The 22687-nt window shown below is 31.8% G+C and carries 22 protein-coding genes and 1 pseudogene; 11 read left to right on the forward strand and 12 right to left on the reverse strand.

Annotated features, from left to right (window positions below):
- Positions 1 to 21: 21 nt before the first annotated feature.
- The gene (locus tag KKQ76_RS11305) at positions 22 to 1860 is read left to right on the forward strand and encodes a WG repeat-containing protein (RefSeq protein ID WP_213197225.1); all 1839 of its coding nucleotides are present in this window, start codon (positions 22 to 24) and stop codon (positions 1858 to 1860) included.
- 68 nt (positions 1861 to 1928) lie between these two features.
- On the forward strand, positions 1929 to 4046 hold the full coding sequence (locus KKQ76_RS11310) for a hypothetical protein (protein ID WP_213197226.1): 2118 nt from the start codon (positions 1929 to 1931) through the stop codon (positions 4044 to 4046).
- A 40-nt stretch (positions 4047 to 4086) separates the two neighbouring features.
- On the opposite strand, the gene KKQ76_RS11315 is transcribed toward KKQ76_RS11310, so the two are convergent.
- The 4 genes from KKQ76_RS11315 to rplU form a co-directional block, all read right to left on the reverse strand.
- Positions 4087 to 6201 carry a prolyl oligopeptidase family serine peptidase gene (locus KKQ76_RS11315; RefSeq protein ID WP_213197227.1) on the reverse strand — a complete coding sequence of 705 codons (2115 nt, stop codon included), beginning with the start codon at positions 6199 to 6201 and terminating at the stop codon, positions 4087 to 4089.
- Between the two features lie 63 nt (positions 6202 to 6264).
- A complete protein-coding gene (locus tag KKQ76_RS11320; protein ID WP_213197228.1) occupies positions 6265 to 7476 on the reverse strand; it encodes a T9SS type A sorting domain-containing protein in 1212 nt (403 codons plus the stop codon).
- 133 nt (positions 7477 to 7609) lie between these two features.
- On the reverse strand, positions 7610 to 7867 hold the full coding sequence (rpmA, locus tag KKQ76_RS11325; protein ID WP_069800488.1) for a 50S ribosomal protein L27: 258 nt from the start codon (positions 7865 to 7867) through the stop codon (positions 7610 to 7612).
- Positions 7868 to 7896: 29 nt separating this feature from the next.
- Positions 7897 to 8325 (reverse strand): 50S ribosomal protein L21, encoded by a 429-nt coding sequence (gene rplU / locus KKQ76_RS11330; protein ID WP_213197229.1) that lies wholly within the window; start codon positions 8323 to 8325, stop codon positions 7897 to 7899.
- A gap of 126 nt (positions 8326 to 8451) precedes the next feature.
- On the opposite strand from rplU, the gene KKQ76_RS11335 reads away from it, so the two are divergent.
- Both KKQ76_RS11335 and miaE read left to right on the forward strand, forming a co-directional pair.
- Positions 8452 to 9564: an acyltransferase family protein gene (locus KKQ76_RS11335; RefSeq protein WP_213197230.1), complete on the forward strand. Its 1113-nt coding sequence runs from the start codon at positions 8452 to 8454 to the stop codon at positions 9562 to 9564.
- A 28-nt stretch (positions 9565 to 9592) separates the two neighbouring features.
- Positions 9593 to 10171, forward strand: a complete 579-nt coding sequence (miaE, locus tag KKQ76_RS11340) for a tRNA-(ms[2]io[6]A)-hydroxylase (protein WP_213197231.1) — start codon at positions 9593 to 9595, stop codon at positions 10169 to 10171.
- Positions 10172 to 10225: 54 nt separating this feature from the next.
- Here the strand turns inward: miaE and KKQ76_RS11345 are convergent, their stop codons facing one another.
- Complete coding sequence (locus KKQ76_RS11345) at positions 10226 to 10432, reverse strand: hypothetical protein (RefSeq protein WP_124878758.1); 207 nt, start codon at positions 10430 to 10432, stop codon at positions 10226 to 10228.
- Between the two features lie 135 nt (positions 10433 to 10567).
- Here KKQ76_RS11345 and KKQ76_RS11350 point away from each other — a divergent pair, with 135 nt between their 5' ends.
- On the forward strand, positions 10568 to 11197 hold the full coding sequence (locus KKQ76_RS11350; RefSeq protein ID WP_104793209.1) for a DUF502 domain-containing protein: 630 nt from the start codon (positions 10568 to 10570) through the stop codon (positions 11195 to 11197).
- A gap of 92 nt (positions 11198 to 11289) precedes the next feature.
- Complete coding sequence (locus tag KKQ76_RS11355) at positions 11290 to 12666, forward strand: tryptophanase (RefSeq protein ID WP_213197232.1); 1377 nt, start codon at positions 11290 to 11292, stop codon at positions 12664 to 12666.
- 47 nt (positions 12667 to 12713) lie between these two features.
- On the opposite strand, the gene KKQ76_RS11360 is transcribed toward KKQ76_RS11355, so the two are convergent.
- Positions 12714 to 13220 (reverse strand): DUF6646 family protein, encoded by a 507-nt coding sequence (locus KKQ76_RS11360; RefSeq protein ID WP_213197233.1) that lies wholly within the window; start codon positions 13218 to 13220, stop codon positions 12714 to 12716.
- Between the two features lie 44 nt (positions 13221 to 13264).
- On the reverse strand, positions 13265 to 13639 hold the full coding sequence (locus KKQ76_RS11365) for a hypothetical protein (protein ID WP_213197234.1): 375 nt from the start codon (positions 13637 to 13639) through the stop codon (positions 13265 to 13267).
- A 39-nt stretch (positions 13640 to 13678) separates the two neighbouring features.
- Between KKQ76_RS11365 and KKQ76_RS11370 the strand changes: the two genes are divergently transcribed.
- The 5 genes and pseudogenes from KKQ76_RS11370 to uvrB all read left to right on the forward strand — a co-directional run bounded on the left by KKQ76_RS11370 (position 13679) and on the right by uvrB (position 19101).
- The gene (locus tag KKQ76_RS11370) at positions 13679 to 14092 is read left to right on the forward strand and encodes a hypothetical protein (RefSeq protein ID WP_213197235.1); all 414 of its coding nucleotides are present in this window, start codon (positions 13679 to 13681) and stop codon (positions 14090 to 14092) included.
- Positions 14093 to 15160, forward strand: a pseudogene (locus KKQ76_RS12760) (S41 family peptidase).
- Between the two features lie 126 nt (positions 15161 to 15286).
- The gene (locus KKQ76_RS11385; protein WP_104792923.1) at positions 15287 to 15661 is read left to right on the forward strand and encodes a BlaI/MecI/CopY family transcriptional regulator; all 375 of its coding nucleotides are present in this window, start codon (positions 15287 to 15289) and stop codon (positions 15659 to 15661) included.
- Positions 15661 to 17037: a M56 family metallopeptidase gene (locus tag KKQ76_RS11390; RefSeq protein ID WP_213197238.1), complete on the forward strand. Its 1377-nt coding sequence runs from the start codon at positions 15661 to 15663 to the stop codon at positions 17035 to 17037. The genes KKQ76_RS11385 and KKQ76_RS11390 overlap by 1 nt, the downstream gene beginning before the upstream one ends.
- Before the next feature lie 72 nt (positions 17038 to 17109).
- Positions 17110 to 19101 (forward strand): excinuclease ABC subunit UvrB, encoded by a 1992-nt coding sequence (gene uvrB, locus KKQ76_RS11395; RefSeq protein WP_213197239.1) that lies wholly within the window; start codon positions 17110 to 17112, stop codon positions 19099 to 19101.
- Here the strand turns inward: uvrB and KKQ76_RS11400 are convergent.
- The 5 genes from KKQ76_RS11400 to KKQ76_RS11420 all read right to left on the reverse strand — a co-directional run bounded on the left by KKQ76_RS11400 (position 19098) and on the right by KKQ76_RS11420 (position 22602).
- On the reverse strand, positions 19098 to 19589 hold the full coding sequence (locus tag KKQ76_RS11400) for a hypothetical protein (protein WP_213197240.1): 492 nt from the start codon (positions 19587 to 19589) through the stop codon (positions 19098 to 19100). The genes uvrB and KKQ76_RS11400 overlap by 4 nt on opposite strands.
- A 3-nt stretch (positions 19590 to 19592) precedes the next feature.
- The gene (locus tag KKQ76_RS11405; RefSeq protein WP_213197530.1) at positions 19593 to 19844 is read right to left on the reverse strand and encodes a DUF3820 family protein; all 252 of its coding nucleotides are present in this window, start codon (positions 19842 to 19844) and stop codon (positions 19593 to 19595) included.
- Between the two features lie 13 nt (positions 19845 to 19857).
- Entirely contained in the window at positions 19858 to 20949 is a 1092-nt protein-coding gene (locus KKQ76_RS11410) for an AI-2E family transporter (protein WP_213197241.1), read from the reverse strand.
- Positions 20950 to 21026: 77 nt separating this feature from the next.
- Positions 21027 to 21812 (reverse strand): DUF2189 domain-containing protein, encoded by a 786-nt coding sequence (locus tag KKQ76_RS11415; protein WP_213197242.1) that lies wholly within the window; start codon positions 21810 to 21812, stop codon positions 21027 to 21029.
- 58 nt (positions 21813 to 21870) lie between these two features.
- Positions 21871 to 22602 (reverse strand): hypothetical protein, encoded by a 732-nt coding sequence (locus KKQ76_RS11420; protein ID WP_213197243.1) that lies wholly within the window; start codon positions 22600 to 22602, stop codon positions 21871 to 21873.
- Positions 22603 to 22687: the final 85 nt, after the last annotated feature.

Below are 22687 nucleotides of genomic sequence, written 5' to 3' on the forward strand. Positions count from 1 at the left end.
ACTTAAATAAAAACTAAAACCGTGAAATATTATTATTACTTATTTTTTATTTTGTTGCTTTCTTGTTCTGGGAGTTCTCAGAAAATTACTAGAAAAGAAATTTCATATATTGAAAAAGACAAAGAAACGGGTTGGTTTAGGGTGCTTAACACAAAAAATAAATGGGGTTTTATTGATAAAGATAGTATCATAAGAATACCTTTTGAATATGATTTTGTGAATCCTTTTGAACATCAATTAGCTTATGTGAAAAATAAAGGAAAGGAGTTTTACATCAATCCTAAAAATGAAATTGTAATTGAAGGAAGTTTTGATAAAATTGATATTTTTTCTGAAGGATTAGCGTCTGTGAAGAAAGATGGAAAATTTGGTTTTATTAACGAAAAAGGAAAGCTCATCATTCCATTAATTTATGATAATGTTAGTTATTTTGAAAAAAATGGATTGGTAAAAGTTTCTAAAAACAAAAAATTTGGCTTCACTAATAAAGAAGGTAAAGAAATAATTCCTTTAATTTTTGAAGATGCAGATTATCAGCAACTTGACAACATTGTAATTGTTAAGAAAAATAAAAAGTGGGCTTTTTTCGATAATCACGGAAAACAACTTTCAGATTTTGTTTATGATAAAGTTTTTAGAACAGATTATTATGATTTCTCTAAAGATATTTTTACCAGAGACCAATCTACATTTTTTAAAAATGGAGCAGCTCTCGTTCTTAAAAATGGAAAATATGAGTTTCTTAATGAAAAAATAAAACCAGCATTTGTAAACAATAAATTTGATTCTGCTTCGGTTTTTGACACCTATAAAAACGCTATTGTAAAAAGAAACAGAAAATACGGAATGATAAAGCCAAATGGCGAAATTAAAGTTCCATTTGAATATGATTACATTGAACCTTTTGACACCAATCTCCCAAATTTCTCTGAATATTACAATGCAAGAAAAGGCAAAATCTATTCTTTTTTCAACAAAAATTTAAAGAAAATTGGAGAGTCTTATGAACCAATTTATAATGATTTCAGCACCAATAATACAGAGATTTCTTTCAAAAGCTTAAAAGATAAATATGGTGTTGTAGATTGGCAAGGAAATGAAAAAATCCCTTTTGTATATGATGAAGCTTTAGATTTTAAAAGGAGTAAAAATTCTATCGCCAAGAAAAATGGAAAATTTGGAGTTATTAGTTATCAAAACAAAGAAATATTTCCCTTTATCTATGATGAGATTAATGAACTTGATGAAGTTGAAAATCTTAAAAACACCTATCTACTTTCAAATAAGAAAGAAGATAAGATCGTTAATATCAATGGGGAAATTTTTCTTTCAAGTTACCAAATGATTCATCCCATTTTTTATGATCATTCTAAATTTATCGTAAAGAAAAATAATAAATTCGGAATTGTAGATTTACAAGACAAAATTCTGTTGCCAATCATTTTTGATGAAATCTCAGATTGGGTAGAATATGGACCAGAAGACAGACACATTGTAAAAAGAAACGGAAAGTATGGAATGGTAGAATATAAAACATTCAAAGAAAAAATTCCTGCGATTTATGATTTTGTTTTTATTGCTCGAGACAAGGTTTTTGTAGGTAAGGATGAAAAATATGGAATCATAGATTTAAATAATAAAATTATTTGTCCACTCATTTATGATGAGATAAAACCAAGTTTTGGTTATGGCTTTGGAATGTTAGAAAGCAGAATTTTTGCCAGAAAAGGAAAACAATATTTAGAAATTGACGAAAAAGGAAAAGTTTTGAAAGAAATTTCTCAAAAACTATATAAAGAGAATACAGATAGAAATTTTGATCAAATTCAAGAGCCGCCAAAAGCGCCAAGAATTAATTGAGTCTTAAAATATAAACATTACTCAAAATCTTGTAACCCAAAAAGCTAATAACCAAATACTTTTGCTCTATGAAGAGAGCTTTACGAATTCTATTTTCCGTTATTTTTGGGTTTGCAGTGATTTTGGTTTCGGCAAATCTGTATTTCCATTATTGGTTGCAGCATCATTTGCCTCAGTACATCGAAAATAAATCTCCGTATCATATTCATTATCAGAAATTAAACATAGAATTTATAAGCGGAAATATTTCTGCAAGTAAAGTTAAAATTACTCCAAAACATATATATAATCTAAAACTCTTACAGCTTAACGGAACTGTAGATTCTCTTTTTATTTCAAATCTTGGGATTTACGATGCTATTTTAAATAAGAAAATTAATGCTAAATACTTAAAACTTTTTCGTCCAAATCTTCAGATTGTTCTACCTGAAAATCAACAAGGTGATAAGAAAAATAAGCGACCTTTGATTTCTAAAAATTTGATGATTGAAGACGGCAATATTGAAATCCTAAGATTTGATAAAAGTAAATTTTTGTCAATTGAAAATTTAAGTTTAAATATTGAAAATCTGAAATTTACAGAGAAAGAGGTGTCTCGTAAATTGCCAATTGTTTTTGACCAATATTCTATAAAAAGTAAAGCATTTCATTTTTATCCAGATGAAGTGTATCACATTTCAGCTGCCGAAATTAATACAGAAAATGGCCAAATGTCTGTGACAGATTTTTCAATGAAACCTTTGATGAGTTTTTCTGAATTTTCAAGAAAATTTCCTAGAAAATCACTTTTTGATATTTCTTCTCAAAAAATGAATTTCAAAGATATGGTATTGAAGAAGAATAAAATTAGTTTGTCTGAAGTTCGGTTTTCTGAACCTAATTTAACGTTGTATTCTTCTGAAAATCAGAATAAAAATAAAAATAAACCTTTTACTTATATTGTTGAATTACAAAATGTTTTCTTTGATAATGGAAAAGCAAAAATTATCAAAAATGGACAAAAAAAGTTTTCCGTAGACAATATAAATGCTCATTTTGAACAATTGGTTTTAGATGAAAAAAATCCCAATAATGAATTGCCTTTTCGATATGATAATTACCAAATTTCGGGAAGAAATATTTTTTTAGATGCTGGAAAATTCTATCAGTTGTTCATTAATAATGCTGATTTTCAGAAAAATTCTATGGATTTAAGAGGATTGCATTTACAACCTAAGTTTACTAAAACCCAATTTACATCTAAAATTTCTACCGAAAAAGATTGGTATAATGTAAAAATTGCACAAACGAGAATTACTGATTTTCATTGGAAATTAAAAGATAGCCAACCGAAAATAAATGTTGGTAATGTATTGATTAACAATTTACAAGCTCAAATTTATAGAAGTAAAAGTCCTAAAGATGATTTGACCAGAAAAAAACTTTACAGTGAATTGCTTCGTTCCATAAAATTTCCTCTTTTGGTGAAAAATTTGAATATTAGAAATTCAAATTTAATTTATGAAGAGGATTTACCGAATGGAAATAAACCTGGAAAACTTACTTTCAGTCAATTTAATTTAAATGCCCAAAATCTCAATTCAAATAAAGATTTCAAAAGCACAGTTGTTCCCATTAAAATACACACACAATTTATGAATGTAGCGCCTATGAAAGTAAACTGGAGTTTTGATACGGCAAATCTTCAGGATGATTTTACGATTTCAGGGCAAATAAATGATTTACCAGCCGAAAGTATTAACGCTTTTGTTACGCCCTATTCTCATAAAAAAGTTGAAGGAAATATTCACGAAGTACGGTTTAATTTTAGAGGAAACAGGACTGAAATTTCTGGAAATTACACGATGAAACATGAAAATGTGAAAGTGAAAGTTTTAGATGAAAAAACTAAAAAAGAGAAGAAATTGATGAGTGCCGTTACAAATTTAATCGTTCGCACGAATTCTAAATCCGAAACAGAAAATGTAGTAGTTCACACCACTAGAAATCCTACGAAATCATTTTTTAATTTGCTTTGGAAAGGAGTAGAAGAAGGTTTGAAGAAAACTTTGGTGGGTAAAAATGTAGAAAAAACTGAGAAAACGGTAAAACAGGTAAAGCAAAAGTTAGGTTTGCAAGATTCTGTAAATCAAAAAGAAAAGCTTAAAAAAGAAAAAGGATTTTTTAAAAATTTATTCAAAAAATAAACCGCAGAAATATCTGCGGTTTTTTATTGCTTTCTGAAAATTATTTTTTCAATTCTTTAATTCCCATTTCATAGAGTGCAAAACTCATCAAATCTGTGTTTTCACCAATAACTTGGTCTGTACTTCTACCAGCTCCGTGTCCTGCATTTACTTCAATTCTTATTAAAGCAGGATTGTTGCAGCTTTGTTTTTCCTGTAATTCTGCCCCGAATTTAAAAGAGTGTGCCGGAACTACTCTGTCATCATGATCACTCGTGATAATCATCGTAGAAGGATAACAAGCGCCTTTCTTTACATTGTGAACTGGTGAGTATGATTTTAAATATTCGAACATTTCTTTTGAATCTTCCGCAGTTCCGTAATCGAAAGACCAACCAGCTCCTGCAGTAAATTTATTGTATCTGAGCATATCAAGAACACCAACTCCAGGAAAAGCTACTTTCGCTAAATCAGGTCTCATCGTCATGGTTGCACCCACTAATAAGCCACCGTTTGAACGACCAGAAAGTGCCATAAATTCTGGCGAAGTGTAGCCGTTTTTCTGTAAATATTCACCTGCAGCTATAAAATCTTCAAAAACGTTTTTCTTTTGCATTTGTGTTCCAGCAACATGCCATTTTTTGCCGTATTCACCGCCTCCTCTAAGATTTGGAACGGCATAAATTCCGCCGTTTTCCATCCAGATTGCATTCACTACGGAGAAATTTGGGGTAACAGAAATATTGAAACCGCCGTAACCGTATAAAATAGTTGGATTTTTACCATTAAGTTTAATTCCTTTTTTGTAAGAAATCATCATGGGCACTTTTGTTCCATCTTTTGAAGTGAAAAATACTTGCTCAGAAACATAATCTTCTGGATTGAATTTTACGTTTGGTTTTTGGTAAATTTCAGAAGTTCCGTTTTCTACATTGAATTTATAAGTAGTTCCGGGCGTGATATAATTGCTGAAAGAGTAATACAATTCTTTTGCAGTTTCTTTGCCACCAATATTAGAAGCGGTTCCAATTCCAGGAAGAGTGATTTCTCTGATTAATTTACCGTTATAATCGAACTGTTTCATATAAGAGACAGCGTCTTTCATGTATTTAGCGAAGATATAACCACCACCAGTTGAAGCGCTTAGAACGTTTTCGGTTTCTGGGATAACGTCTGTCCAAACAGAAGGATTTTTAATGTCAAATTTCTGCAATTTCATGTTTGGAGCATTTTTATCGGTCATGATGTAGATAAAATCTCCTTTGGTGTCTAAAACATCGGTATTGTAATCAAATCCTTTTTGAATCGCAATCCAGTCGGTGTTATTTTTAAGGTCTTTCACGTACAATTCATTTCCGTTGGTTGCAGTTGAAGCATTTAGAATCAAAAATCTTTCGTCATCTGAAACGCCGATGTTCATGTATCTGCGTTTGAAATTCTCATCTCCGATGATATGTTTGTCTTCAGATTGCTTGGTTCCTAATTTATGGAAATAAACTTTGTGCATATCTGTTTTTACAGAAAGTTCTGAACCTTGTACTTTTCCGTAAGTAGAGTAGAAGAAACCTTCGTCTCCCAACCAAGAAGCGCCAGAAAATTTAACATCGGTAATGGTTTCGTCTATTTTTTCTTTGGTAATCGCATTGATGATGACAATCTTTTGCCAATCACTTCCTCCTTCAGAAATATTGTAAGCGGCAAGCGTTCCTTTTTTGTTAAAAGACAAGCCAGACATAGAAGTAGTTCCTTTTTCTGAAAATTTATTAGGGTCAAGGAAAACTTCGGTGTTGCCATTTTTATCCGTTCTGTAGAGTACAGATTGTGCTTGTAAACCGTCATTTTTGTAGAAATAGGTGTAGTCTCCTTCTTTAAATGGAGCAGAAATTTTCTCGTAGTTCCAAATGTTTTTTAACTGTGCACGAATTTCTTCACGAAACGGAATTTGATTAAGATAATTTTGTGTAAAAGCCACTTCACGCTGAACCCAATCTTTAGTATCTTCAGCACGATCGTCTTCTAACCAACGATAAGGATCTGCCACTTTAGTCCCAAAATATTCGTCAGTATGTTCTACTTTTTTGGTTTCAGGATAGTTCAATGAATTTTTCATAACTTGTGATGAGCACGAGGCGAGGAATAATCCTGCTAATGCCATAGTGAATGTATTGATTTTCATTTGTTGAGAATTTCCTCAAAAATAAATAAAAAAAACCGAAGAATTTCTTCGGTTGGTGTGGAATTATTTTTTTTCGACTTTAAAGTTCTTAAAACCTTTATCGTTTTTGATGACCAAGTAGTAAATTCCTTTAGGATAAGAGGTTATGCTAATCCTGTCTGTGTTAGGAATACTTTGTAAAACTTTTCCAGAAGAATCCATTAAGGTTAAGTGATATTTTTCTAAGGTTTTGCTCTGTACATAAACATAATCGCTACTTGGATTAGGGTAAATATTTACCGAAAGTTCTGGTTTCATAATGTCATCTGTGGCTAATCCTGAAGAAGTAGCGAGCCAGATAACAGCATTGAGCAGTAGGATTCTGTGATTACCAACTGCATTAAAGAAATAACCGTCATATAAAGTGTCTCCAGGATCACCGGTTCCATCATCTGGTACAGAGCTATCTCCTACAGCACAAACTTTTCCAATGCCATAAATGGAAGTCGCAAATCTAACATTATTGCTTGAAGTGTTATCAGCATTTGATTCATAAACCAGTCCTTTAGTGTTTGGATTGGCGCTTTTATCAAGTACCATGGTTGTTCCATTGTAATAATCTACCTGAGAAACCTTTCCATAAGGTCCGTTTAAAATTACATTGTTAGAATCATTAATAACATTTGCAGTTTTAGACGTAATGTTTTCGTAATTGAAATTTATTCCGAAAGGATTGGTTTTGATGGAATTATTGTTAAAAAAGTCGTTATAAATTTGTGGTGCGTCCCAATTGTCAGCATTTCGATCAGCTCCTGAGTGATTGGCTACCATAAAAAGACCTCCTCCATTAGAAACAAAATTGATAAGTGCTGATTTTTCTGTAGAAGAAAAAGGAGAATTAGGTTCACAAATAATAAATACTTTATAATTAGATAAGTCTTGTGGATTGGTAGAGTCATTGTAAGTTATTCTACCATCATAAGGAAGTGTTTCTACAAAATAACCATGTTTTACTAAATCAATTGCCCAACCACTAATTCCACCTGTCCAAAAATTTTCTGGAGTAGTGCTGGTAATATTTGATTGGTCTGGAGTAGGAAATCTCTGAGGGTTTGATTCTCTTCCGCCAATAGTAACGGTACTATTAGAGTTTGTTCTAAGGTTAAATTCGTCTGCATCTATTACCCAATCTGCATTTCCTGCCATTTCGGCTTTTGTTGCATCAAATAAAATTTTGATTTGGGCATTGGTTGATAAAAATACAATTAAGGTAAAAACGGATAATATTTTTTTCATAAATAAACTTGCTATAAAAAGGGAAGCGAAGTTACAGATTTTCAATGCAAAGACAAAGAATTTTTTTTGATGAATAATAACATAAAAAACCTCAGCGAAAAGCTGAGGTTTCTAAATTTTTATAACGCTTAAATTATGCGTTTGGTTCTACAGATACAAAAGATCTGTTGTTTGCTTTCTTAGTAAAAACTACTTTACCGTCTACTAATGCATGCAAAGTGTGGTCTTTACCCATTCCCACGTTTTCACCTGGGTGGTGTTGTGTACCTCTTTGTCTTACAATAATATTACCAGCAATAGCGCTTTGTCCACCGAAAATCTTCACACCTAATCTTTTAGAGTGAGATTCTCTACCGTTTTTGGAACTACCAACTCCTTTCTTGTGTGCCATTTTATTTTAAGGTTTTTTGGTTTTTAAAATTAATCTTCAGTGTCTTTTTTTGCAGTTTTTTTAGCAGCTGGTTTTTTAGCTGTTTTTTCTTCTGCTACTACTTCTTCAGTTGTTTCTTTTTTGGTAGCTTTTTTAGCTTTTGGAGCATCTGCACCACCAATTGATACAATTTGAATTTGAGTTAATTGTTGTCTGTGACCATTTTTCACTTTGTAACCTTTTCTTCTTTTCTTTTTGAAAACGATTACTTTATCTGCTTGTACATGGTCTAGGATTTCTGCTTGAACAGAAACACCCTCTACAGCTGGGGCACCTACAGTGATTGCTCCGTCAATAGTAAGAAGAACTTTGTCAAAAGAAACTTTGTCTCCTTTTTCTCCTTTTAAACGGTTTACAAACAACTTTTGGTTTTGCTCAACTTTGTATTGAAGCCCTGCTATCTCTACGATTGCTAACATTGTTTATAATTTTTTTAGTTAATTCAGGGTGCAAAAGTAAGAAATATTTTTGAGTTATCCACAATAATGCTAAAATTTTTTATTTACACTGATAAATTGTAAATTTGAAATTACTTAATAAACTTTATGAAACGAGACCTCTACATTGATTTTGCCAAAGGCTTGGCTACTCTTTCTATTATTTTTATTCATACTGCTTTTTGGAGCGGTCAACTTTATCTTCCTTCGGAAGTGAGAACGTTGAGTTTACTCATAGATGTTCCTGTATTTTTTGCGTTAAGTGGCTTAACTTCTGGGAATAATGTAGAAAAAACTTTGTACAGATTGCTGAAACTTCAGGTCACCTATATGATTTTCGTGACGTTCTTATTTTTCTTGGATGGATTTATGAAACTCGGAATCTTCAATATTTTTGGAGCAGAAGGCATGCAATCTTATTACACCGTTTTCGGGACTAAATATGGTGTACCTAATCTAGATTCAGCATTTAATTGGGATATGCTCGGCAATTGGTGGCTTCACAGCTATAGCAATTGTGATAGTTTTCCTGTAGTGATGGGAAGTTTTTGGTATCTTAAAGTCTATTACATCGTAACTGTTTTTGGAGTTTTAGCCTTGAAATTTTTCCCAAAACATATCAAATGGTTAATAGGAGTTTGTTTAGCGCTCACGATTTATTTCAATATTGATAATGATGTAATGAAAAACTTTGCACCATATTATCCGAGCGGACAAGTTGGTTACGTTGCTTTTTATCTTGCCATTTTCTTAATTGCCACTCAATTGAAAGGGAAAAGAATTAAAAATGTTTTTGTTCCAGTGTTATATGGTTTAGTTGCACTGAGTTTGGTTTTGGTTTTCTGGTATTTCGGGAACGAAGTTTTCTATAAATTTAATAAGCAAAAATTTCCGCCAAAAATTCCTTACATCGTTTGGAGTTTACTTTCTTTGGTGACCATTTTTGTATTGTATAACCGATTAAAAATCACCAAAGACAATTTCATTAACTACATTGGTAAAAACGCCATTTTCTATTATTTTGCGCAAGGAATGAGTTCTTCAGTAGTGTATTTTTTAATTCCGCCACTCAAAGACAGCATAAATATTTGGGTTTTGATGGTGATTGTATATGTTTTGAATGTGATTTTAGCTATTCTTTTCGCAGAAGTTTTGAAAAAAGTAGACAATTACGGCTGGAAAATTTTAGAATTTCTGAGAAAGAAAACTGCCGAGAATTAATGTAAATTTGCAAAAAATTAGAAATAAAATGTTCAAATTAAAATTACCTACAGATCCACGTTGGGCAAATATAGCAGAAGGAAATTTAGAAGAAATCCTTACAGATCACGCTTGGTGCGAACAAAAAGCCGCCACTAATGCGATTGGTTTAATCACCATGATTCCTGAACATACAGAAATTGTGACCGAACTTTTGGCAATTGCACAAGAAGAAATGGACCATTTCAATCAAGTGCACGAAATCATCAAAAAAAGAGGTTATGTTTTAGGAAGAACCAGAAAAGACGATTATGTAAATCAACTTTTTAAATTCATTATTCAAGGAAGTAGAGAAGATTTAATTATAGACAAAATGCTTTTTGCAGCAATGATTGAAGCGAGAAGTTGTGAGCGTTTTAAAGTTTTGACAGAAAACATAAAAGACGAAGAGCTGAAAGAATTCTACAAAGAACTCATGATTTCTGAAGCCAATCATTATACTACTTTCATCGGTTTCGCAAGACAATTAGGCGACCCAGAAAAAGTAAACAAACGCTGGGAAGAATGGTTAGAATATGAAGGAGAAATCATAAAATCTTACGGAAATAAAGAAACCATTCATGGTTAAAAATAAAAAAGCTCATCAAAAATTGATGAGCTTTTTTGGTAAAATTAAAGGGGATTAATCTTTGTTGCCACTTCTTGATACAATCGCGATAATTGCAATAAGAGCTACTGCTCCTATAACCCAATAAAGTGGATTGGTGTACCATTCTTCTGTGGTGGTAGTGGTAGAAGTGGTTACTTCTACTGCTTTTTCCTGTGCAAATGCTAAAAAGCTTACCAAAAATGCAAATAAACTTGCACTCATTTTCTGTAAATTTTTCATAGGTTTTGTGATTTAATAGTTGTTAATATTTTGGTGTGGTGAAAGTAGAATGAAACATTAAAATTTAGTTTACATTTTTTATCAGAAAGTTTATGAAATTATTATCTTTACTGCGATATTTTTAAGAAAGTGAGAATTAAAAAGCCAAAACCCGAAGACTACTTAAATCTTTTCGTGAAATCTTTCTTGAAAGGGCTGATTATCATTGGTCCTATTGCGGCGACTTTGTATCTCATTTTTTTGGTTTTTGACACCATTGATAATATCATTCCGTTTGAAAAATTCTTCCCTTTTCTCAATAGAACTGGAGTTGGATTTTTGTCTTTGATTCTATTTATTTCTGGAGTAGGCTATTTCTTTAACAAATTTGTTTTTGGGAAAGTCGTTTTCGAAAGTTTAGACCATTTTTTAGAAAAAACACCAGGAGTAAAACATATTTACACGCCGACTAAAGATGTAATGTCCTCATTTGTAGGAGATAAGAAAAAATTTAACACGCCAGTTTGGGTAAAAACCAATGAAAATCCAGAAATCTGGAGAATTGGATTTCTCACTCAAAAAGAAATGGGCGAAGTAGAAAAACATAATTTCGTGGCGGTGTATTTGCCTCATTCTTATGCTATTTCTGGCTGGGTAATTGTCACCGAAGAAAAAAATATAAAACCTGTAGTGGGAATGAACGCTGCCGAAGCTATGAAATTTGCAGTTTCTGGCGGAGTTGCAGGTTTCCACAGTGATAAAAACGTTTTCAAAGCACCAGAGTGAGATTTAGGTAAAGACAAAGGTTTAGAAATTTAAAATTTTGTCAAAAAATGGTAGTGTAATTCACTCAACCTCAACCTTAATCTTAATCTAAAATGAAACTTCCTTACGCAGAACCCTTCCGCATAAAAATGGTGGAAGAAATTTCGCAATCTACACGCGAACAAAGAGAAATTTGGCTTCAAGAAGCACATTATAATTTATTTAATTTAAAATCTTCTCAGGTTTTTATCGATTTGCTTACCGATTCAGGAACGGGAGCAATGAGTGACAAACAATGGGGAGAACTTATGATGGGAGATGAATCTTATGCAGGTTCTCGCTCTTTCGAAAAACTCCAAAAACAAGTTGAAAAATTAACAGGATTTCAGTTTCTTTTACCAGTTCATCAAGGTAGAGCTGCAGAAAATGTGCTTTTTTCTACGATGATTAAAGAAAATGACATCATTCCCGGAAATTCTCATTTTGACACGACTAAAGGACATATAGAATTCAGAAAAGCTCATGCCGTAGATTGTACTATTGATGAGGCTTTTGATATAGAAAATCTTCATCCTTTCAAAGGAAATTTAGATATTCAGAAATTAGAAAAAGTTTATCAGTCTTATCCAAAAGAACAAATTCCGTTTTGTTTAATTACCATTACTTGTAATACTTCTGGAGGACAGCCTGTTTCTTTGGAAAATATAAAAGCGGTTAAAAATCTTTCGGATCAATACGGAATTCCAGTGATTTTTGACGCTGCGAGATTTGCCGAAAATGCTTATTTCATTAAGCAAAGAGAAGAAAATTACAAAAATTGGAGCATCAAAGAAATCTGTAAAGAAATGTTTTCTTACGGAATTGGGATGACCATGAGTTCTAAAAAAGATGGTTTGGTAAATATTGGTGGTTTTATCGCTTTAAATGACGAAGAAATTTTCAGAAAAGCGTCTAATTTCACCATTATTTATGAAGGTTTTATCACTTACGGAGGAATGGCAGGAAGAGATATGGCTGCACTTGCGCAAGGTTTAGACGAAGCCACTGAATTTCCATATTTGGAAAGCAGAATTTCTCAAGTAGAACTTTTGGGAAATCTCTTGATAGAATACGGAATTCCTGTTCAGAAACCAATTGGCGGTCACGCTGTTTTCTTAGACGCGCTTAAATTTCTACCAAATATAAAAAGAGAAGAATTTCCTGCGCAAACATTGGCTTTAGAAATCTATAAAGAAGCGGGAATTAGAGGGGTGGAAATAGGAGCTATTTTGGCAGATAGAGATCCAGAAACCAGAGAAAATCGTTATCCGAAACTGGAATTGGTGAGATTGGCATTGCCAAGAAGAACTTATACGGATAATCATATTCGCTATATTGCAGCAGCGCTTAAAAATGTTTTTGACCGAAGAGATGAAATTACAAAAGGTTATAAAATCACTTGGGAATCAGAGATTTTAAGACATTTTACAGTAGAGCTAGAACAAGCATAAAAAAATGCCGAGAATTTTCTCGGCATTTTATTTTTATATGAATTTTTTTAGTTGTCGATATCAAAAGACACACCAATATTTACTGCAAATTGATTGTTTAAATTATCAAAAGCAATTTCAGATTTTTTGTATTTCGCGATTGGGAATTGCATTTCTGTATAAAGTCCAAAACCTTTATCGAAGAAATATCTAGCTCCAAGATGTCCACCGAAATTTTTAAGTCCAAGGTTTAAACCAGGGTATACATCTACATTTGAAGGAAGTTTCAAAACACTTCCAAGGTTAGCATTTAATCTTACTTTTAAATCAAATCTATCTCCGAATTTTGGAATTTCTCCACCAATTTCTTTTACACCAAGAAGATATCCAGCTTGTGCACCAATTGAGAAACTCTCACCTATACCATAATCTACAGAAGAAATGATTCCTGTTCCACCATCTTGTAAATTAGCTCCCAGATTTACTTTAATATCTCCAACTCCTTTATATGCATCGGTTTGAGCCATAACTAAACCTACTGTGAAGATCATTGCACTTGCAAAAATTTTTTTCATAATTTTAATTTTATTGAATTTAAAAACTTTGGCAAAGATAAAATTTATTTTAATTTGAAATCTATAGCCCTGAAAACATCTGCCGTATCTGTAACAAAATAAATGCCATTTTCTTTCTCTACCAACTTCGGTTTGAACCCGAAAATTGCAGTAGATTGAGCTATTACATTGACTTTAAATTTTTTATCGGTTTTATTTTCTGGAGTAATTTCTTGTAAAATATTATTGAGCACTACAGATTTTGGTGCAATAGAATCATGACTTAGTTCAAATTCTACCCAATATCCTTTTTGGTCAGCATTAGAATAAGAAGAATAAGTGGCGTTTTTTACCTTTGGTAAAACGTTTGATTGACAAGAAGTTACTGCAATTGAAACTAAGATTGCAGCTAAAAATGATTTTATTATACTAATTTTCATAAATTTATCGTTAAGTTTATTACAAATCTATTCAAAAAAATGAAACTAAAATATCTATTTAACGCACTATTTTTAACATTAGTATTTATCTCTTGTTCTAGAGATGACAATAATGATTCTGGTTCTACCAATAAGCCTGATGAAATCAATAATTTTGTTTGGAAGGCCATGAATTCTTGGTATTATTGGCAACCAAATGTTCCTAATTTGGCAGATTCTTTTGATGATAATCAAACTACATATGCTAATTTTTTAAATGGAAAAACCCCAGATAAATTGTTTTATTCTTTGCTTTATCAAAGAGGTACGATTGACAGATTTTCTTGGATTGAAAACAATAATGAAGTGGTATATTCTTCTAAAATTGCCGAAGTTGAAAAAAGTGGTGGTTTTGATATAGGAATTTATCCTAAAGATAATACCAATACTACCGCAGTTGCTCTCGTAAATTAGGTGGTTCCTAATTCTCCTGCAGCTTTAGCTGGTTTAAAACGTGGTGATGTAATTACCAAAGTAAATGGTTCTCCTTTGACGCTTAATAATTCTGACTTATTGTATAACAATCAAGTTACTATTACATTGGCTGCAACGGTACAATTAACGAGTGCAGGACTTATTACCACAGATAAAACTTCTTCTATTTCGATTACTCAAGCAGATATAGACGAAAATCCAATCGCTTATTATGAGAAAAAAGTGTACGGAACTAAAAATATTGGATATTTGGTATTTAATGCTTTCAAAGCAGATTATAATGATGAATTGAATGCTGCTTTTGCTCAAATGAAAGCAGATGGAATCAATGAATTGGTTTTAGATTTAAGATATAATGGAGGTGGTTCTCTGGAAACAGCAGTTGCTTTGGCAGGAATGATTAACGGCAATTATAGCGGAAGTCCGTATGTTTTTTTAGATTTTAATAATAAACATAATAGTGAAGACGGCTTTGATTATTTGAGCAATCAAATGAATACTTACAGTTTAGTGAATAACAGACCCTAAAAATCTGGAACACAAACCATTAATAGTCTTAATCTGAATAAAGTTTATGTATTGGTAAATTTCCAAACTGCTTCAGCAAGTGAACTTACGGTTCAGTGTCTTAAAAAATATGTAAATGTGGTAACGATTGGTTATGATACAGTAGGGAAATTTGTAGGTTCTATCACTTTATACGATTCTCCAGCTCAAGATTATACTTCTTATGCGAACAGAAATACGAAGCACAACTGGCAACTACAACCGATTACTTTTTCTTATTACAACAAAGACAAAGAGGTGAATCCAGAATTTATCGCTCCGAATTATGAAGTAAATCCTTATTCTATTTTCAATAATTTAACTGCTTTTGGCGATGTAAGAGACCCATTTTTGAAAAAGGCTTTAGAGCTCATTACAGGTCAGTCATTCAGAATGGGTAATACTTCTACCAACAGTTTTGAAAATAAAAATCTGCAAAAATTCAATCCTACAAATGCTGCAAAAGGACTTTATATTCAAGATTTTCAGAATTTTAGATAGAGCTTTTGACTAAAAAATAATTTGATTATACAGAATCGCTAAAATTTTTAGCGATTTTTTTTGTGAAAAGTTTGTGTGTTTGAAAAATTATTCTACATTTGTAGAGTAAATTTTATTTTTGTAGAAATGAATAAGCTAACCGAAGCCGAAAAAGAATTAATGGAAATACTTTGGGACAAAGAAAAAGCTTTTATGAAAGATATTATAGAAGCTTTCCCAGAACCAAAACCTGCGACAACTACCATTGCAACTTTGCTCAAAAGGATGCAAAATAAAAATTTGATAGATTATAAAACTTTTGGCAACTCTAGAGAGTATTTTCCTTTGGTAGAAAAAGGAAATTATTTTGCCAAAGAAATGCAAGGTATGATTGGTAAATTTTTCAATAATTCTGTAACGCAATTTGCGTCGTTCTTTACAGCTAATTCTAAATTAAGCGAAAAAGAACTGATTGAAATAAAGAAAATTATAGAAGCAGAAATTCAGAAAAAGAAAGACTAATGGAAACGTATATTTATAAAATGATTGCACTTTCTGCAATTTTCATTTTACTGTATTTTGTTTTTTTAGAAAAAGAAAAGAACCATCGTTTTAAAAGGTTTTATCTTTTAAGTAGTGCTTTATTTTCTGTGTTAGTGCCTTTACTATCAATTCCTTACGGAAGTATTGAAGTGGTAGAAAGGATTAATCAAAATAATTCTGAACTCATGAGTTTACCAGAAACCAAATTGGTAGAATCATCCATTTTTACTAAAGAAAATCTTCTTTGGGCAATTTACATTTTGGGATTTTCAATTCTGTTTCTAAAATTTTCTTGGGGAATTTTTAAACTAATAAAAGAAATTAAATTTTCAGAAAAAATAAAACAAGACCATTATCAATTCATTTTAAAACAAAATAAATTTACACCTTACAGTTTTTGGAACGCTATTTTTCTTAATAAAAGTGATTTTTTAGAAGGGAAAATAGATTATAAAATTATTCTTCACGAGAAAGCTCATGTGAATCAAAAACAAAGCATTGATGTAATTTTTATAGAAATTATGCTTTGCGTATTTTGGTTCAATCCTGCATTCTTTTTTTATAGAAAAGCAATTGTTACCAATCATGAATTTCTTGCAGATGAAGCGGTTTTAAGCCAAAATAAAGATATAATTAGTTACCAAAAACTTATACTAGACGAACTTATTTCGGAGAAAATATTATTTACACATCCATTTAATTTACACAACACTAAAAAAAGAATCGTTATGATGACCAATAAATTAACTAAAATAGCCAAACTGAAGTCTTACTTGACTTTACCAATATCTGCATTATTATTTTTTGCTTTTGTTGAAAAAGTGCCTGCAAAAATTGAAAATACAGTAAACAATTCTCTTCAAAAAATTGTTAAAAAAGGAGAGGCGCAATTTTCAGAAACTCAAGTTTCAAATATTGAAAAAAGCGCATTTAAAAATGAAATGATCTCAATTAAAAAAGATACCATTAAGCCTAAAAAGCAAAAGGTAGAAAAAGTTAAGGAAGAAAATACAGAAATGATTCCACCTACACCTCCTGTAAAAGAAATTTCTTCTCAAACAGAACCAGAATTTCCTGGAGGACTTGCAGCATTAAGAAATAAATTAGCTGAAAATTTTGATGTGAGTAAAATGAAAAATTCTAAAGGAACATTAAAAGGTGTTCTTATTATAATTGTTTCTGAAGATGGGAAAAGTTATAATGCTAATTATCAATTTGATGATGAAAATTTCAAAATAGCAGCTAAAGATGCTCTAGAAAAAACCTTAAAAGGAGTCGAGTGGAAGCCAGGTACGCTAAATGGAAAGCCAGTCGCATCTCAATTTAAAATGCCAATAACCATGAATTTTAATTAAATCATTAAAGAGCAGAAATTTCTGCTCTTTTTTTTGTCTTTATTCTTTTATCTTTGTTCTTTATTCTAAAATATGAATTTCAAACTCCATTCAGAATTTGCGCCAACTGGTGATCAACCTACAGCTATAGAAAAACTCTCCGAAGGTTTACAAAACGGAGAGAAATATCAGACTTTGCTAGGTGTTACTGGTTCTGGTAAGACTTTTACCATTGCAAATGTGGTAGAAAAAGTTCAAAAACCGACTTTAGTTTTAGCGCATAATAAAACTTTGGCGGCTCAACTTTTTATGGAATTCAAAGAGTTTTTTCCAGATAATGCGGTAGAATATTTCGTTTCTTACTACGATTATTATCAGCCAGAAGCTTACATTGCTTCGTCTGGAACTTATATTGAAAAAGATTTGTCTATCAATGAAGAAGTAGAAAAACTGAGACTTTCCGCTACGGCAAGTTTACTTTCTGGAAGAAGAGACGTTTTAATCGTTGCTTCAGTTTCATGTATTTACGGTATCGGAAATCCTACAGAGTTTAATAAATCTTTGATTGAGCTAGAAGTTAATTCTAAAATTTCTAGAACGGCGTTTCTTCATAAGTTGGTAAATGCATTGTATTCTAGGAGTGTAAACGAATTTGCGAGAGGTACATTTCGAGTAAAAGGAGATGTAATAGATGTTTATCCAGCTTATGCTGATAACGGAATTAGAGTGCAATTTTTCGGAGATGAAATCGAAAAAATTCAAAGTTTTGATGTCATTTCAGGAAACGTAACTTCTAGTTTTGACCGAATTAATATTTATCCTGCCAATTTATTTGTGACCTCTAAAGAAACTTTAAATTCTGCAATTCGAGAGATTCAGGACGATATGGTAAAACAAGTTGACTTTTTTAATTCTATTGAAAAACCAATTGAAGCCAAGCGTTTACAAGAACGCACCGAATTGGATTTGGAAATGATAAAAGAACTCGGTTATTGCTCTGGAATTGAGAATTATTCTCGTTACATGGACGGAAGAATGCCTGGTTCTAGACCTTTCTGTTTACTCGATTATTTTCCAAAAGATTATTTGATGGTCATTGATGAATCTCACGTAACCATTCCGCAAGTTCATGCAATGTATGGTGGTGATAGAAGTAGAAAAGAAGCTTTGGTGGAATATGGTTTCAGACTTCCTGCTGCGATGGATAACAGACCGCTTAAATTTCCAGAGTTTGAAGAAATGCAGAATCAAGTGATTTACGTTTCGGCGACTCCTGCTGATTATGAATTGGGAAAATCTGGCGGAATTTACACTGAACAAATTATAAGACCAACTGGACTTCTTGACCCAATTATTGAAATAAGACCTACCATGAATCAAATAGATGATTTAATTGAAGAAATTCAAAAAAGGGTAGAAGAAGACGAACGTGTTTTGGTGACGACTTTAACCAAAAAAATGGCAGAAGAATTGACCAAATATTTTACCAGATTTGGGATTAGAACACGCTATATTCACTCAGATGTAGAAACTTTAGAGCGTATCCAAATTATGCAGGATTTGAGAACGGGATTATTTGATGTTTTGGTGGGTGTAAATCTTTTGAGGGAAGGTTTAGATTTACCAGAAGTTTCGCTGGTAGCAATTCTGGATGCGGATAAAGAAGGGATGTTGCGTTCTCGTCGTTCTTTGGTTCAGACCATTGGTAGAGCTGCGAGAAACGTGAACGGAAAAGCAATTATGTACGCCGATAAAATTACCAATTCTATGCAAAAAGCGATTGATGAAACCAATTATCGCCGCGAAAAACAAACACAATACAATTTAGAACACAATAAAGTTCCGACTCCGCTGAACAAGAAAATTTCTGAAAATTTAGTGGGAAGAAGTAAAGATTTCCCAGATTCTCAATACACGCAGAAAGAAATCATTCGTCAAGTTGCGGAAGAACGAGAAACTTATGGAAGCGTAGATGTAGAAAAACTCATCGCCGAAAAACAAAAAGCGATGGAAGCGGCTGCGAAAAATCTAGATTTTATTACTGCAGCTAAATTGAGAGATGAGATTGCTGCGTTGAAAGGCTAGGCTATAAATCCCAAATCTATAATACAATTTTCAGGGTTTTTAGGATCATAAATTAGTGTGGTTATTTTATGAAAATCGAAAAGTATTTCCACACTTTTCATACTCATTGGTAATTTTATTTCATGTAGATAATTTTCCCCATCAACTGTATAGACTAATTTAACAAAAGAAATGTAATCCGTTTCTTGCCTTTTTTCTTTAATATCAACAAAACCATTTTCAACAAATTTATCAAAAGTTGCTGATTCATTAAATTCTGTGATTCTTTTATCCTCTGTAATGCTTATAACAGATGTTGTTAAATCAATTTCAATTTTTTTACCATTTTTTAGAAGATAATCAACATTGTTACTATGTTTAATGGTTCTGAATGAATTATAAATGAATTTAATTAAGTATAAAATTCCAAATACAATAGAAAGAAATATAAAAAGGTATGCAATCTCTTTTCTTAAAAAAGTACTGCTTAAAAAAAATAATAATTTCATATCCTAAAACTTATAAACCCTTTTCTTCGGTTTTTCATAATTCACTTCGCCACGAATTGGAGTAAGTAAATCCATTAAACCATTAATTTTTATTTCATAAATGGTGGAAAGTTGCATGCCGAGTTTTCCTTTTGGCATTCCTTGTCGGTGAAACCATTCTAAATAAGAAATGGGCAAATCTGCTAAAACGATTCCAGCATGTTTTCCGAAAGGCATTTTTGCCTCGCAGATTTCTTTTAGTATTTCGGGGTTAATTCCTTGCATTTTTTTAAATATCAATGTCAATTTTTGGTTGAAGTGGCGTTTCGCTTTCGGGAAGAACAATGTCATTCGGAGAATCTTCTGTTTCTTCAGAAAATTCGTCTCCATAAATTTGCATCAGCAAAATAGTTATAGAAACTAAAATCGGCCCAAATATTAAACCAAAAAAGCCGAAAATCTTTAGTCCTAAAATAATTCCAAAAACGGTATTTAATGGATGGATGTTTTCTAATTTTTTTAAAAAAGTAAATCTGAAAACATTATCTACCAATCCCACTACTAAAAATCCATAAGCTAGAATGCCGAGTCCACCAAAAGTGTCGCCACTTGCAAGCATAAATAAACCAACAGGTACATAAATAATAGCAGCTCCCACAATCGGAATCATACTGCCAATAAAAGTAAGGATAAATAATAATAAAGGACTTGGTGCACCAAAAATAAAATAACTAATTAAGGAAACTAATGCCTGAACAAGTGCTACAACTGGAATTCCTACCGCATTGGCAATTACCATTCTTGTGAATTTTTCGCCAATTTTCTGGTCATTCGCTTTCTTTAGCGGAGAAATTGAAGTAAGAATTCTTTCGAATAATCTTCCTTTGGTAAGCATAAAGTACAAGATAAAAAACATACCCACAATTACACTAATCATATTCACTGTAGTATTCAGAATAGCAGTGGAAGCTTGCGTAGCAAATCCTGTGATTTTTTCTAGATTTCCGCCACTTAAAATTTCAAACCCTGTTTTGGCACGAATATAAGTTTCTATTTTTTCAAAAAATTGAGTAATACTTTCTGTATAAGCTTTTGCATCACTTATTTTATTCACTAAAACTTCAATGGTGAAATACGTGGGAATCACAATAATAACTAGACAAATTAAGATAATGACCAATGCTGCAACCCAAGGTTTCCAGCCTTTTTCTTCGACGAGTTTAAAATTCCAACTTCTAGAAATAATATATAACGTGATGGCTCCCAATAAGGAAGGCAAAAAATCACTGAGATTGTATAATATTATCGCTGAAAGAATGATAATGACCGCCAACATGAAAACTTGACGGATTTTGTTATTGCTGATTTGGTCTGGGTGCATTTGTTTTGTTTTAATGCGAATTTAATAAAAAAAGCAACAGTAAAATCTGTTGCTTTCTGTAAATTGTTTATAAAATTTTAAGATTTTACTTCGTAAGGTGCTCCGCAAATCGCCGAATAGATAGAATATCTTGCAGTAAAGAAAAACGGAAAGGTAAATAGAACTCCAACTAAGCAAAATAAAAATCCTGCACAAGCAATAATTCCTGCTAAAAGCCACAATACTAATACCGTGATAAAATTAGCATGAACCAGAGAAAATGATTTTCTAATGCCTTCTATTGCTGAGGTATTTTCAAAAAATACAATCGGTAATCCTATGAAGAATGCGAAAGAAAGGTAAATGCCAATCAGCATATTGATTTCTAAACCAGCTTGAATAAGCGCTGTAGTAATGAATCCATAAATAATGATTTGTACGGTGTTTTGTCTAAAACCAATGAATAAATCACCAAATTCTACCTCTTTTTTAGCGCTGAACTGATAAGAAATGTAAATAATTCCTACTACTAATGGAGCCAATAACGCCGAAGTAATACTTTTAGAAATCACTTCAGAAATCATTACAGCAGTAGTTCTGGCCGCTTCTAAACTGTTTTGTAATTCTGTAATAGCATTAAGGTCATACTTTTTGTCTTCTATGAAATCATTCATGACTCTCATGACTTCATTTTGATAATCTCCACCGCCTGGAATCAAGAAAGACAACAGACCATTAAAGATGAAATACGCTAAAAGGTAAATGACTACAAAGACTAATGCATATAAAAAAGTTCCCGTAAAATTTTCGAATGCATGAGAAAGAATACTTCCTATTTCCTTTTTGGGTGTAATAGGTTGGTTTACTTCGGTAAAATTTTCCATAATTTTTTCAATTGAGTTCTACCAAAATTAGTTATTTTTCTCAAAGTTTCGTTACATTTTATACAAATTTAATGCTGAAGAATTTTTTGAACAGCGTATAAATAATAGCATTCCAAAAAGGATATGTGAATAAAAATCCTACGAAAAATAAGATAAATCCGCTATAACTGAATAAAAATGCGATGATAGCACATGGTAAAACAATTTTCCAATTTGCCCAAGCTACTTTTGCGCTGATATTGATGGCTTCTAACATTCTCATTGGCGTGAAATACAATAACGGACCTACAAAAACAGTAAGAAACACCCATAAAACACCTGGAATGAAAAAGAATGACATCCCGAAACTGAAAATTACATTCCAGAAAATTGCATAACCCCAAATTTTAAAGAAATTACTTCCTTTATAACCATCTAAAACTTCTGATATGCTAGGTTTTTTGCCTTCATCAATTAAAGTATAAACTCTGAAAAGACCAATGAATAAAGGAAAAAGTGATGCTTTTAATAATGAGATAACAATCTGGAAATAACTTCCGTTTTCCGTAGCGAGAAGTTCTCTTATTTTTAAATTAAATTTTATGGGATCTTGTAAAAGTTCTGGCGTGAAAATGTGTAATTGATCTCCGAAATAATACTGCACCAACTGAAATACTGAAATAAAAATTATCCCAAAATATAAAACGGTCACCACAAACTGAAACGAAAGCGTAGCTTTCCAATATTTAAAAGACTGATTAATCACCTCGTCTAAAGTAATTTTTGCCTTTGGTAAATTTTCTTGATTCATGCTGCAAAAGTAATGTTTTTTGATGTAAAGTAGAGCAATCGTAAAATCGTAAAACGAGAAACCGTTTAAATTTTAAAAATTCTGA

The organism is Cloacibacterium caeni, assembly GCF_907163105.1.
Taxonomy (GTDB): Bacteria; Bacteroidota; Bacteroidia; order Flavobacteriales; family Weeksellaceae; genus Cloacibacterium; species Cloacibacterium caeni_A.

Coding starts and splice junctions, on each gene's coding strand:
- KKQ76_RS11310 (WP_213197226.1), top strand. CDS start 1,929: ATGAAGAGAGCTTTACGAATTCTATTTTCCGTTATTTTTGGGTTTGCA.
- KKQ76_RS11315 (WP_213197227.1), bottom strand. CDS start 6,201: ATGAAAATCAATACATTCACTATGGCATTAGCAGGATTATTCCTCGCC.
- KKQ76_RS11320 (WP_213197228.1), bottom strand. CDS start 7,476: ATGAAAAAAATATTATCCGTTTTTACCTTAATTGTATTTTTATCAACC.
- rpmA (WP_069800488.1), bottom strand. CDS start 7,867: ATGGCACACAAGAAAGGAGTTGGTAGTTCCAAAAACGGTAGAGAATCT.
- rplU (WP_213197229.1), bottom strand. CDS start 8,325: ATGTTAGCAATCGTAGAGATAGCAGGGCTTCAATACAAAGTTGAGCAA.
- KKQ76_RS11335 (WP_213197230.1), top strand. CDS start 8,452: ATGAAACGAGACCTCTACATTGATTTTGCCAAAGGCTTGGCTACTCTT.
- miaE (WP_213197231.1), top strand. CDS start 9,593: ATGTTCAAATTAAAATTACCTACAGATCCACGTTGGGCAAATATAGCA.
- KKQ76_RS11345 (WP_124878758.1), bottom strand. CDS start 10,432: ATGAAAAATTTACAGAAAATGAGTGCAAGTTTATTTGCATTTTTGGTA.
- KKQ76_RS11355 (WP_213197232.1), top strand. CDS start 11,290: ATGAAACTTCCTTACGCAGAACCCTTCCGCATAAAAATGGTGGAAGAA.
- KKQ76_RS11360 (WP_213197233.1), bottom strand. CDS start 13,220: ATGAAAAAAATTTTTGCAAGTGCAATGATCTTCACAGTAGGTTTAGTT.
- KKQ76_RS11365 (WP_213197234.1), bottom strand. CDS start 13,639: ATGAAAATTAGTATAATAAAATCATTTTTAGCTGCAATCTTAGTTTCA.
- KKQ76_RS11370 (WP_213197235.1), top strand. CDS start 13,679: ATGAAACTAAAATATCTATTTAACGCACTATTTTTAACATTAGTATTT.
- KKQ76_RS11385 (WP_104792923.1), top strand. CDS start 15,287: ATGAATAAGCTAACCGAAGCCGAAAAAGAATTAATGGAAATACTTTGG.
- KKQ76_RS11390 (WP_213197238.1), top strand. CDS start 15,661: ATGGAAACGTATATTTATAAAATGATTGCACTTTCTGCAATTTTCATT.
- uvrB (WP_213197239.1), top strand. CDS start 17,110: ATGAATTTCAAACTCCATTCAGAATTTGCGCCAACTGGTGATCAACCT.
- KKQ76_RS11400 (WP_213197240.1), bottom strand. CDS start 19,589: ATGAAATTATTATTTTTTTTAAGCAGTACTTTTTTAAGAAAAGAGATT.
- KKQ76_RS11410 (WP_213197241.1), bottom strand. CDS start 20,949: ATGCACCCAGACCAAATCAGCAATAACAAAATCCGTCAAGTTTTCATG.
- KKQ76_RS11415 (WP_213197242.1), bottom strand. CDS start 21,812: ATGGAAAATTTTACCGAAGTAAACCAACCTATTACACCCAAAAAGGAA.
- KKQ76_RS11420 (WP_213197243.1), bottom strand. CDS start 22,602: ATGAATCAAGAAAATTTACCAAAGGCAAAAATTACTTTAGACGAGGTG.